Genomic DNA, 12,106 nt, shown 5'->3' with positions numbered 1-12,106 from the left:
TGCGAGTCAAGATCCGGCGGATCCCGCCGATATCTGTCTTTAGTGAATTCATCAGAACAAGCCCAGGAGTCATTAATGGCCGGCATTCTCGACACGGTAGATCAACGCACGCAGCTGGTGGGTGAGAATCGCCTGGAAATCCTCATGTTCCGCCTGGCCGGTCGGCAGCTGTTCGCGATCAACGTCTTCAAGGTCCAGGAAGTCCTGCAACTGCCCAAGCTGACCCTGATGCCGCAGCGCCACCCGTTCGTTTGCGGTGTGGTCAACCTGCGTGGCCAGACCTTGCCGGTCATCGACCTGTCCCAGGCCATCGGCATGCGCCCGCTGGTTCCGGGGCCCAACAGCACCATCATCGTCACCGAGTACAACCGTTCGGTGCAGGCGTTCCTGGTGGGCGGCGTGGACCGCATCGTCAACATGAACTGGGAAGCCATCATGCCGCCGCCCACCAGTGCCGGGCGCCAGCATTACCTGACGGCCATCAGCAAGGTTGACGAGCAACTGGTGGAAATCATCGACGTCGAGAAGGTCCTGGCGGAAATCGTGCCCTACAACGCCAAGGTTTCCCGGGACAAGCTGGAAGATCCTGTGCTCGAACGTGCTCGCGGCCGTGAAGTGCTGCTGGTGGATGACTCCAACGTGGCGCTTTCGCAACTGCGCGACACCCTCGGCCAGTTGGGGGTGAAGATGCACATCGCCAGCGATGGCCTCAAGGCTCTGAACATGCTCAAGGCCTGGGCCGACACCGGGGTCGACATGACCGACAAGTTGTTGATGGTATTCACCGATGCGGAAATGCCTGAGATGGACGGCTATCGCCTGACTACCGAGATCCGCAACGACCCGCGCCTGCGTGGGCTCTATGTGGTCCTGCACACATCCTTGTCCGGCAGTTTCAACGAATCGATGGTGAAGAAGGTCGGTTGCGACAACTTCCTCTCCAAGTTTCAGCCGGACAAACTGGTGGACGTGGTCCGTCAGCGTTTGATGCTGGATGAAGTCAGCGTCTGATTCATGAGGATGTCCGGCTGCTTTTCCCTTGCACCTTTGTTTCGTCGAGGCGCTGGTATAGGGTGAGGCTTTTTGCCCACACAGGGAGCTGGACATGCGTCTTAGCGCGCTTTATCGATACCCGTTGAAATCCGCAAAGGGCGAAACCCTGCAACAGATCGGCCTGGACAAGCTCGGCCTGGAGGGGGATCGCCGCTGGATGCTGGTGGACGAGGCCAGCGGGCGCTTCCTCACCCAGCGTGCCGTGGGCCGCATGAGTCAGCTCTCGGCGCTGTGCAATGACCAGGGTGGCCTGACCCTCAGCGCTCCCGGGTTTTCCACCCTTGATGTGCCCCTGCCAGCGGCCGATGCTGCACTGCGCGGCGTGACCATCTGGCATGACAGCCTGCGGGTGCCTGATGCCGGTGACGAAGCGGGCGCCTGGGTCAGTGAGTTCATCGGCAAGCCCACCCGCCTGGTGCAGGTGCCCGCGGAACGGGCGCGAAGCACCGCCGCCGGTTATGGCAGGGACGATGATCAAGTGGCGTTCGCCGATGGTTTTCCACTCTTGTTGATTGGCCAGGCGTCCCTGGAGGACCTGGCCGGTCGCGTCGGGCGGCCTCTGGAGATGCTGCGTTTTCGACCCAACCTGGTGATCGAAGGCAGCGAGCCCTTTGCCGAGGACCAGTGGCGGCGCATACGGATTGGCGATGTCGAGTTTCGTGTGGTCAAGCCGTGCTCGCGCTGCATCCTGACCACCATTGACCCACAGACTGGCGAACGCAGCGCCGACCGCGAACCCCTGGCCACTTTGCAGAAATATCGCGCCCAGGCTGACGGGGCGATGTTCGGGCAGAATCTGGTCAACGACGGCAATGGTCGCTTGCAGGTGGGGATGCCAGTGACCGTCCTCGAATAGCGTTTCTTGGCTCCATGAAAAATGCCCGTCTCTTTAGGAGACGGGCATTTTTTTGTCAGCGCGACAGCCGTGACAGGTGAATCAACCGCGGTATTCGCACAGGTAGGCGGTTTCCACAGCGACTTTCAGTTGGAACTTGCTGTTGGCCGGTACGTTGAACTGGCTGCCGGCAGGAAAGGTTTCCCAGTCGGCGCTGTCGGGCAGGCGCACGGTCAGGGCGCCGGACACCACGTGCATGATTTCCCGTTGCGCCGTACCGAACTCGTATTCGCCCGGGGCCATGACGCCAATGGTGGCTGGACCTTCGGCCGTGCCGAAGGCAATCGACTTGACGGTGCCGTCGAAGTACTCGTTGACTTTAAACATGGGCGATTCCTCAAGAAAGGGTCAAAAAGGTCGGCCAGTATGCACAAGGCCTCAAAGGCCGTCACCTGCCGCCATCATGGAAGAATCAGCGGCAATAAGCGCGCTGTATTGCGTGCATCTTCCAGGGCTCGATGCTGCTGGCCGTTGAACTGCATGCCGGCCAGCTGCAAGGCTGCATTCAGGCCCAGGGGGCGCTCCAGACGCCGGGCCTTGGCAAAGCGCTGCTTGAGGTTCATGTGGGGGACGTCATTCAACAGGCTGTGCAGTTGCTGGTTGTGCCACTCCAGTTGCAGTTGCTTGCGGTCATAGTCGCCCCAACTGGCCCAGCCCTCCAGGCGCGACTGATGCTGGCCCAGCCAGCGTTCGAACAGGGTCCAGACTTCGCCCAACGGTGCGGCGCTGTCGATATTGGCCTGGGTGATATGGGTCAGTTCGCGACAGAACGGCGTCAGCCGAGGGCGTCGCAAGGGGCGGACGAAACGCTGGAAATGGTCCTGTTCCCGACCCTGGCGGTTGACCAGGGTGGCTCCGATTTCGATGATTTCCATCTCGCTTACCGGCCAGCCCCCTTCATCCGTTGTGGCTTCCAGATCTATTACCAGCCAGTGGGGCATCGCTAATTCCAGCCTTCAAGCTCCTGATGAGGCTTGAGCGTAGCCAAAGCTGAGGCATCCGCCTAGTGCTCCATTTCCGCGGCGGGGCCGACTTGTTCCACCTCCAGCAGAATCTGCCGGTTCTTCACCTGGTCCCCGAGGTTGACCTGGACCCGGGTGATCACTCCGTCGATCCCGGCCTTGAGCGGGTGCTCCATCTTCATTGCCTCCAGCACCAGCAGCAGTTGGCCCTTGCTGACACTCATGCCCTCGCTGACCAGTACGTCGACTATGGCCCCGTCCATGGGCGCCTTGAGGGTGCCGGAATCGGTGCTCAGTTGACTCTGTAGCGGCGCATGGGTGCGGTCTTGCAGATGCAGGCTGCCCTGGCGGCTGCTCAGCCAGAGTTCGCCGTCTTGCAACTGATAGGCGTAGTGCCGGCGAATGCCAGCGACCTCCAGCGTGGCCCGACGGCCATCGGCGGCCATCACCTTGATTGCCCACACGTCATCCCCCTGCTGTACGTGCAACAGGCCCGATGCCGAAGGGCTCAGCTCCAGCGACCATTGACGGTCATCCAGACCGATGCGGTAGCCCAGGGGCACACTGGCGTTATTGCGCCAGGCACTCAGGTTTGAGCGGTGTGCGCTGGCGCTGTGGTGATAGAAGAGCGCAGCGGCGATGGCTAGTTCCTCAAGGCTGGGGCACTGCGGTTGCAGGCTTAGGTCCTCGGCAAAATGTTCGGCGATGAACGCGGTGCTGAACCGACCACTGGCAAATACCGGGTGCCTGAGCAGACCGGCCAGCAGCCGGCGATTGCTTTCAAGCCCCAGCAGCACACAGTCCTCGACCCCGCGCAACAGCTTGCGCCGGGCTTCCTCGCGGGTGGCACCGTGGGCGATCAGCTTGCCCAGCATCGGGTCGTAGAAGGGGCTGACCCATTGGCCTTCCTGCAAGCCGTGGTCGGTGCGTATCCCCGGCGCCGGCTGCCAACGCAGGACCTGGCCGGTCTGGGGCAGAAAGTTCTGCGCCGGGTCCTCGGCGTACAGGCGAACTTCGATGGCATGGCCGTTGAGCTGCACCTGCTCCTGGGTCAACGGCAGGGGCTCGCCGGCAGCGACTTGCAATTGCAGGGCCACCAGATCCAGGCCGGTGACCAGTTCCGTGACGGGATGCTCCACCTGCAGACGGGTGTTCATTTCCAGGAAGTAGAACTGACCGCGGGCGTCCAACAGGAACTCCACAGTGCCGGCGCCGACATAGTTCACCGCGCGCCCGGCCTTGAGCGCCGCTTCGCCCATGGCCCGACGCAGTTCCTCGGTCATCACCGGGCAGGGCGCCTCCTCAATGACCTTCTGATGGCGGCGCTGAATCGAGCAGTCCCGTTCACCCAGATAGATCAAGTGACCGTGCTGGTCGCCGAAGACCTGCATTTCCACGTGCCGGGGCTCGATCAGCGCCTGCTCCAGAATCAGCTCGTCGCTGCCGAAGGCATGCAGGGCTTCCGAGCGCGCGGTACGGATCTGCTCCAGCAGGTCTTCGTGCTGCTGCACCAGGCGCATGCCGCGTCCGCCACCGCCGGCGCTGGCCTTGATCATCAGCGGATAGCCGATGCGCTGGGCCTCGCGCTGCAAGGTGGCGTCATCCTGCTCCTCGCCCTGGTAGCCCTGGATACAAGGCACGCCGGCTTCGAGTATGGCGATCTTCGAGCGGCGCTTGCTGCCCATCAGTTCGATGGCGGCGGCACTGGGGCCGATGAAGGTGATACCGGCGGCGGCACAGGCCGCGGCGAACTCGGGGTTTTCCGAGAGGAAGCCGTAGCCCGGATGAATGGCGTCGGCACCGCTGCGCCGGGCAGCGTCGAGGATCGCCTCGCTGTTGAGGTAGGACTGCTGCACCGGGGACGGGCCGATGTGGATGGCTTCGTCGGCCATGTGCACATGCAGGGCGTCGGCGTCGGCGTCGCTGAACACGGCCACGGTGCGATAGCCCAGGGCCTGGGCGGTGCGCTGGATGCGGCAGGCGATTTCGCCACGGTTGGCGATCAGGATCTTGTTGAAGGTGGGCATACAGGCTCCCGGGAATCGGTGGGGGGCGTTCGCCGGCAAGCCGGCTCCTACAAGGGCTCAGCTGGCCCAGGTCGGTTTGCGTTTCTGCACAAAGGCCAGGGTGCCTTCGAGGCCTTCCGCTCCGGTGACAGCCTGGGCGAAGTCTTCGGCGGCCTGATCCAGCAGGGGCCCCAGAGGCTGTTCGACGCTGGCCAGGAGCAGGGCCTTGGTCGCAGCGTTGGCCCCGGGCGCGCAGCGCAGGACCTGCGACAACTGCTGTTCAAGGCGTTCTTCCAGGGCCCGGGGATCAGCCTCGACAAAATGCACCAGGCCCAGGTGCAGGGCCTCGGCGCCGTCGAAGCGGGCGGCGGTCAGGGTCAGGCGTCGGGCCTGGGTCAGGCCGATGCGCTGCACCACGAAAGGGGCGATCTGCGCCGGCAGCAGGCCGAGGCCGGTTTCCGGCATGCCGAACTGCGCACTGTGTTCGGCGATGGCGATATCGCTGACACACGCCAGGCCGAATCCGCCGCCCAGCACCGCTCCTTGCAGCACGCAGACCAGCACCTGGGGCGTCTGCTGGGCTTCTTCCAGCAGCGCACCGAAGGCCCGGTTCAGTTCACGGTAGGCAGCGCTGCCTCGTGTGCGGGCGCCGGCCATGTCCTTGAGGTCGCCACCGGCACAGAAATGGCCACCGGCGCCGCGCAGGACCAAGGCGCGGATGCTCCGCCGATCTCGCACGGCGGCGAGCACGGTGCGCAGTTCCGCCACCATCTGCAGGCTCATGGCGTTGCGGCTCTCGGGGCGGTTGAGGGTGATGAACAGCACACCATTGCGCGGTTCCAGCAGCAGGGTCTGGCAGGTCGGGAGCGGGCTCATTTCTTTTTCCCCGGCAGGATGCCCATGAGTTTGCAGATGATCCCCAGCATGATCTCGTCGGCGCCGCCGCCAATGGAAACCAGGCGCACATCGCGATAGGCGCGGGCCACCGGGTTGTCCCACATGAAGCCCATGCCGCCCCAGTACTGCAGGCAGCTGTCGCTGACTTCGCGACCCAGGCGCCCGGCCTTGAGCTTGGCCATGGAGGCCAGGCGAGTCACGTCCTGGCCGCGCACATACTGCTCGGTGGCCTGGTAGACCAGGGCCCGCAGGCACTCGATCTCGGTGGACAGTTCGGCCAGGCGGAAGTGGATCACCTGATTGTCGATCAGCGGGCTGCCGAAGGTGCGGCGTTCCTTGCAGTACTCGATGGTGCTGTCGACGCAGTACTCCAGGCCCTTGATCATGTTCGCTGCGCCGAACAGCCGCTCTTCCTGGAACTGCAGCATCTGCATCATGAAACCGGCGCCTTCATGACCGATTCGATTGCGCTGGGGCACCCGCACATCGTCGAAGAACACCTGGGCGGTTTCCGAACTGCGCATGCCGAGCTTGTCCAGATGCGAACTGAGGCTGATGCCCGGGGTGTTCATCGGCACCATGATCAGCGACTTGTTGATGTGTGGCTTGTCGTCCGAGGTATTGGCCAGCAGACAGATGAAGTCGGCGCTGGGGGAGTTGGTGATCCACATCTTGCTGCCGTTGATCACGTAGTCGTCGCCGTCCTTGCGGGCGTGGGTCTTGAGCCCGGCCACATCGGAACCGGCGCCGACTTCGGAGACGCCGATGCAGCCCACCTGCTCGCCCGTGATGGCCGGGCGCAGAAACTCGTCGCGCAGCTCATCGGAACCGAAGCGCGCCAGGGCCGGGGTGCACATGTCGGTCTGTACGCCGATGGACATGGGAATACCGCCGCAATGGATGGTGCCGAACTCTTCGGCGGCGACGATGGAATAGCTGTAGTCCAGGCCCATGCCGCCGAATTTTTCCGGTTTGGAGATGCCCAGCAGCCCCAGCTCGCCGGCCTTGCGGAAAATCTCGTGGATGGGAAAGCGCCCGGCCTTCTCCCATTCCTCCACATGGGGGTTGATTTCGCGGTCGACAAATTGGCGCACCGTGCGCCGCAGTTCTTCGTGTTCCTGGGTGAAGATCATTGTTGTTCTCCTCAAGTGGGGTCAGACCGCGAAATGCCCTATCAAAACCGTGCCACACCGAAACTGTTGGGCTGCAACACCCGGGCCTCGGCCTCATGGCAGATGTCCAGCAGGTAGCCCAGCAGCGTGCGGGTATCCCGGGGGTCGATCAGGCCGTCGTCCCACAGGTTGGCGCTGCCGTACAAGGCCGTGGACTGGCTGTCGAGCTTCTGCGCGGTGACCTGCTCCAGCATGTCGAGCATCTTCGGGTCGGCTTCCTGGCCGTTCTTCGCATGCTTGGCCTCGGTGACGATGCGCAGCACCTTGCCGGCCTGGGCGCCGCCCATCACCGCGGTACGGCTGTTGGGCCAGGCGAAGATGAAGCGCGGGTCCAGGCCACGGCCACACATCGCATAGTTGCCGGCGCCGTAGGAACCGCCGACGACGATGGTCAGCTTCGGCACCCGGGCATTGGCCACCGCCTGGATCATCTTCGCCCCATGCTTGATCACCCCTTGCTGCTCAGATTCGGTGCCCACCATGAAGCCGGTGGTGTTGTGGAAAAACAGCAGCGGCGTGCGGCTCTGATCGCAGAGCTGGATAAACTGCGCCGCCTTGCTCGCGCCCTGGGGCGTGATCGGGCCGTTGTTGCCGATAAAACCGCAGGGCCGGCCCTGGATCTGCAGGTGGCCGCACAGGGTCTGGGCATCGAACTCGCCCTTGAATTCCAGGAACTGCGAGCCGTCCGCCAGGCGGGCGATGATTTCCCGGGCGTCATAGGGCTTTTTCGGATCAGAGGGAATCAGTCCGAGCAGTTCGTCGATGGGATACAGCGGCTCGCTCCAGGTTCTGGCGGGCTGTACCGGCAGTTGAGCGTTCCACGGCAACAGGCTGACGATCTCGCGGACGATGCGGATGCCATCGGCGTCGTTCTGCGCCAGGTACTCGGCGGTACCGGCGACCTGGGCGTGCATCTCAGCGCCGCCCAGTTGTTCATCGGTGGACACCTCGCCGGTGGCGGCCTTGAGCAGTGGTGGCCCGGCGAGAAACAGCTTGGCCTTGCCGCGTACCACCACCACGTAATCCGAGAGCCCGGGCTGGTAGGCGCCACCGGCGGTGGCCGAGCCGTGGACCACGGTGATCTGTGGCAGGCCCATGGCCGACATCCGCGCCTGATTGGCGAAACTGCGCGCGCCCTCGACGAAGATCTCCGCCGCGTAGTTGAGGTTGGCGCCTCCGCTTTCCGCCAGGGTCACCACCGGCAGTTTGTTCTCCATGGCGATCTGTTGCAGGCGCAAGGACTTCTTCAGGCCGCTGGGGGAAATGGTCCCGCCCTTGATCGCGCTGTTGTTGGCCACCACCAGCATGCGCACCCCGCACACATAGCCAATGCCGGCGATCAGGCCGCCGCCGGCCTGGCTGCCGTCCTTGTCATCGTGCAGCTTGTAGCCGGCGAGGCTGGCCAGTTCAAGAAAGGGCGCGCCGGGGTCCAGCAGCAGGTTGAGGCGTTCCCGGGGCAGCAGCTGGCCGCGCTGGTCGAATTTGGCCTTGGCCTCGGCCGCTTTGTTCAGCAGGTTTTGCTGCAGGGCCTGCAACTGTTGCAGGCCCGCCAGCATCGCCTCGCGGTTCTGCGCGAACTGCGGGCTGTGGGGATCGAGCTGGGATTGGATCACCGGCATGGCTCAGTCCTCGCCTTTGAGCACATCGGGCAGGTAGGCCCGATGAAAACCGTTGTACGACTCACTGTTGCGCGCCTTGGCCAACGGCCAGGCGCGGCTGCCGAGGCTGGCGGCGCCGTCGATGCGCAAGGTGCTGCCGCTGACAAAGGCCGCACCGGGGCTGAGCAGAAAGACGATGGCCGCGCTGACTTCCGATTCCGTACCGATGCGTTTGAGCGGCACGTGCTCGCGCAGGGTGGGAATGATTGCCTTGAACGCGCCTTCGTAGGTGTCCATGCCACTGGAGGCGATCCAGCCCGGTGCCACGGCGTTGACCCGGACCCCGGCGTGGCCCCATTCGTAGGCGGCGGTCTTGGTGAAGTTGTCCATCCCCGAGCGGGCCGCGCCGGAGTGGCCCATGCCGGGCATGCCGCCCCACATGTCGGCGAGCATGTTGACGATGCTGCCGCCGTGGCGGCTCATGGATTGGTTGAACACTTCCCGGGCCATCAGGAAGCCGCCCACCAGATTGGTGCGCAGCACGGTTTCGAAACCTTTCTGGTTGATCGAAGCCAGGGGCGCCGGATATTGGCCGCCGGCATTGTTGACCAGGCCGTGGATCGGACCAAAGCGCTCGACCAACTGCCCTACCAGGGCCTTGACTGCTTCTTCGTCGCGAATGTCGCAGGCCTGCCAGTGGGCCTGGCCGCCGTCCTCGGCAATCTCCCCGGCAACCTTCTGCAGTTTCTCCGCCTTGCGCCCCACCAGCAGCACCCGGGCCCCCAGGGCCGCCAACTCATGGGCCGTGCAACGACCAATGCCGCTGCCACCGCCGGTGACGATGATGGTCTGGCCGGCAAACAGTTGCGCTTTGAAAATCGAGTCGTACACCACGGCAGCTCCTTTAATTGACGGCATCGGCAATGCTCTGCGGCACCGGGATCTGGATTTCCAGCAACTGCTGGGCGAAGGCCTTGCCTTGCGGGTCGATGCGCAGGCTGGCGACACCGCCGCCGCCCAGGGCGTTTTCCAGCAGGAAGTTGAGGCCATGAATGCCCGGCAGGTACCAGCGCTGGACTCGGCCGTGGACCGGGTCCAGCACATGCCCCATCCAGTCCACCAGCACTTCGGGGGTCAGGGCTTCGGCGATCCATGGTAGGTAGTCGGGATGGCGCGCCAGCACACCGATGTTGCTGTGGTTGCCCTTGTCGCCTGAGCGCGCCACCGCCAACTTGACCAGGGGTACGCTGGCATCGGGACGACCTTGGGGCTTGGGCAGTGAATGCGGGGCGGGCAGGGTGCTGGCGTCCAGGCGGTCGACTTCGGGCAGGGCGCAAGGATGACGCTGGCCGGCGAGGTCGATTTCCAGGTGGCAGGCGTTCTTGTCCAGCAGGAAAGAAAACAGCCGGATCACCGGATACACCGTGGGTCGTCCACCGACGATGCCGGTCAGCCCTGGAGCCATGCCGGTGGCGGCCTGGGCAATCTCCCTGGAGAACAGCACCAGCGCTGCCTTTTGCGGATGGCGCACCGCCAGCTTGATCACCACTTCGCGGCTGTCCTGGCGACGGCCATGGGGGCCGTAGGTGGCTTCGCTGCCCAACAGTTCGATGTTGACTTCGCTGTAGTCCGGCCAGCCGCGCTGGCTGAACATTTCGCGGGTCTTGTCGATGATCGCCTGGCTGACCCGGCGTGCCTTGGCCACCGCGTCGATCCCGGCCATCAGGCAACTGGCGGTGCAACGGAAGCCGTCCGGGTAGGTGGCGCTGACCTTGTACTGGTGGCTCGGGGGCAGCCCCTTGGCACCCTGGACCCGGACTTCATTCGGTGCCGACTGCTGCACCTGCACCTGGGAGAAATCGCACACCACATCGGGAAGCAGATAAGCCCGTGGATTGCCGATTTCGTACAGCAACTGCTCGCCGACTGTCAGCGGACTGATGAGCCCACCGGTACCCGGAGCCTTGCTGACCACGAACCCGCCGTCGGCGTCGACCTCGACGATGGGAAAGCCGATGTGCTCGTAGTCCGGCACCTCGCGCCAATCGGTGAAGTTGCCGCCACTGCACTGGGCGCCACACTCGATGATGTGTCCGGCGAGGGCCGCCTGGGCCAGGCGGTCGTAGTCCCGCCAGGACCAGGCGAATTCGTGGACCAGGGCGCCGCTGACCACCGCGCTGTCGACGCCGCGACCGGTGATCACGATATCCGCTCCCAGGCGCAGGGCCTCGACGATGCCCGGGGCGCCGAGGTAGGCATTGGTGGAGACGCACATCGGTGGCAAGGGGGCGTCACTGAACATTTCCTTGATTCCGGCGCCGGCCAGTTGCTTGAACTGCGGTTGCAGGTCGTCCCCCAGCAGCACGGCGATCTTCAGTGGCACCCCGGCCTGCTCGCAGGCGCTGCGCAAGGCACTGGCGCAGGCGTGGGGATTGACCCCGCCGGCATTGCTGATCACGCGGATCTGCTGTTCGTGGATCGACGCCAGCAGCGGCTTGAGCACCTCGACAAAATCCGTGGCGTAACCCGTGTCCGGGTCTTTCATGCGGGCCCCGGCCATGATCGACAGGGTGATCTCCGCCAGGTAATCGAACACCAGGTAATCCAGGCGTCCACCTTCCACCAGTTGCGCGGCGGCGCTGCTGGTATCGCCCCAGAAGGCGCTGGCGCAGCCGATTCGTACGGTCTTGGTCATGGCAGGGCTCTCGAGAAAAGAACTGCGAGGAGGCTACCAAGCAAGCGCTTGGTTTGTAAATGGGCGAGTGGATTCTTCGACCCAAGCGCTTGCTTGGTAGCAGTGAGGGGCTTAAATTGCGCGCGCTACAGCCGGTTTCCGGCTGAGCTTTTGACGAAGTGACGGTAGGAGAACACCGGTGGATGAGCAAAAAGCCTTGCAGGTAGTGCGCGAGCTGATCGCCAGCGGACAAGTGACCGATCCCGAGAGCGCCCGGGGCAAGCTGTTGCAGACTGCCGCGCACCTGTTTCGCAACAAGGGTTACGAACGCACCACGGTGCGCGATCTGGCCGGCGCGGTGGGCATTCAATCCGGCAGCATCTTCCACCACTTCAAGAGCAAGGACGACATCCTGCGCGCGGTGATGCAGGAAACCATTCACTACAACACCGCCTTGATGCGCGCCGAACTGGCCGAGGCCGGCAGCGTGCGCGAGCGAGTGCTGGCGCTGATCCGCTGCGAACTGCAATCGATCATGGGCGGCAGCGGCGAAGCCATGGCGGTGCTGGTCTATGAGTGGCGTTCGCTGTCCCCGGAAGGTCAGGCCGCGGTCCTGGCATTGCGGGACATCTACGAACAGATCTGGCTGCAGGTGCTGGGCGAGGCCAAGGACGCCGGATTCATCAAGGGCGATGTGTTCATTACCCGGCGCTTCCTCACCGGCGCCTTGTCCTGGACCACTACCTGGTTCCGCGCCCAGGGCAGCATGACGCTGGAGCAATTGGCCCAGGAAGCCTTGCTGTTGGTGCTCAAGGATCATTGAGGCGCTGATTTATTCTCTGCCGCGAG

General features: G+C 64.0%; 11 protein-coding genes. 3 read left to right on the top strand and 8 right to left on the bottom strand.

The annotated features are described in order from the left end of the window. Positions 1–75: 75 nt before the first annotated feature. Positions 76–1,011, top strand: coding sequence for a chemotaxis protein CheV (locus PQT43_RS05765; protein WP_102860937.1), 936 nt, complete (start codon positions 76–78; stop codon positions 1,009–1,011). A 94-nt stretch (positions 1,012–1,105) separates the two neighbouring features. Then, the gene (locus PQT43_RS05760; protein WP_102880413.1) at positions 1,106–1,909 is read left to right on the top strand and encodes an MOSC domain-containing protein; all 804 of its coding nucleotides are present in this window, start codon (positions 1,106–1,108) and stop codon (positions 1,907–1,909) included. Positions 1,910–1,990: 81 nt separating this feature from the next. On the opposite strand, the gene ppnP is transcribed toward PQT43_RS05760, so the two are convergent. The 8 genes from ppnP to PQT43_RS05720 form a co-directional block, all read right to left on the bottom strand. Further along, positions 1,991–2,275: a pyrimidine/purine nucleoside phosphorylase gene (ppnP, locus tag PQT43_RS05755; RefSeq protein WP_102860939.1), complete on the bottom strand. Its 285-nt coding sequence runs from the start codon at positions 2,273–2,275 to the stop codon at positions 1,991–1,993. A 74-nt stretch (positions 2,276–2,349) separates the two neighbouring features. After that, complete coding sequence (locus tag PQT43_RS05750) at positions 2,350–2,889, bottom strand: exonuclease domain-containing protein (protein WP_102860940.1); 540 nt, start codon at positions 2,887–2,889, stop codon at positions 2,350–2,352. 62 nt (positions 2,890–2,951) lie between these two features. Then, positions 2,952–4,937, bottom strand: coding sequence for an acetyl/propionyl/methylcrotonyl-CoA carboxylase subunit alpha (locus PQT43_RS05745; RefSeq protein ID WP_272753601.1), 1,986 nt, complete (start codon positions 4,935–4,937; stop codon positions 2,952–2,954). Positions 4,938–4,994: 57 nt separating this feature from the next. Continuing rightward, on the bottom strand, positions 4,995–5,792 hold the full coding sequence (locus PQT43_RS05740) for an enoyl-CoA hydratase/isomerase family protein (protein WP_272753600.1): 798 nt from the start codon (positions 5,790–5,792) through the stop codon (positions 4,995–4,997). Then, on the bottom strand, positions 5,789–6,946 hold the full coding sequence (gene atuD, locus PQT43_RS05735) for a citronellyl-CoA dehydrogenase (protein WP_110594536.1): 1,158 nt from the start codon (positions 6,944–6,946) through the stop codon (positions 5,789–5,791). The genes PQT43_RS05740 and atuD overlap by 4 nt, the downstream gene beginning before the upstream one ends. A gap of 41 nt (positions 6,947–6,987) precedes the next feature. Further along, entirely contained in the window at positions 6,988–8,604 is a 1,617-nt protein-coding gene (atuC, locus tag PQT43_RS05730) for a geranyl-CoA carboxylase subunit beta (RefSeq protein WP_253085256.1), read from the bottom strand. Between the two features lie 3 nt (positions 8,605–8,607). Next, the gene (locus PQT43_RS05725) at positions 8,608–9,477 is read right to left on the bottom strand and encodes an SDR family oxidoreductase (RefSeq protein ID WP_272753736.1); all 870 of its coding nucleotides are present in this window, start codon (positions 9,475–9,477) and stop codon (positions 8,608–8,610) included. Positions 9,478–9,487: 10 nt separating this feature from the next. After that, positions 9,488–11,278, bottom strand: a complete 1,791-nt coding sequence (locus PQT43_RS05720; protein ID WP_272753599.1) for an acyclic terpene utilization AtuA family protein — start codon at positions 11,276–11,278, stop codon at positions 9,488–9,490. 178 nt (positions 11,279–11,456) lie between these two features. On the opposite strand from PQT43_RS05720, the gene PQT43_RS05715 reads away from it, so the two are divergent. Beyond that, complete coding sequence (locus PQT43_RS05715) at positions 11,457–12,080, top strand: TetR/AcrR family transcriptional regulator (RefSeq protein WP_102880406.1); 624 nt, start codon at positions 11,457–11,459, stop codon at positions 12,078–12,080. Positions 12,081–12,106: the final 26 nt, after the last annotated feature.

The organism is Pseudomonas sp. BLCC-B112, assembly GCF_028550695.1.
Lineage (GTDB): Bacteria > Pseudomonadota > Gammaproteobacteria > Pseudomonadales > Pseudomonadaceae > Aquipseudomonas > Aquipseudomonas danubii.
The sequence above is the reverse complement of the archived record's forward strand: the minus strand, read 5'-3'. Positions and strand labels throughout refer to the sequence as shown.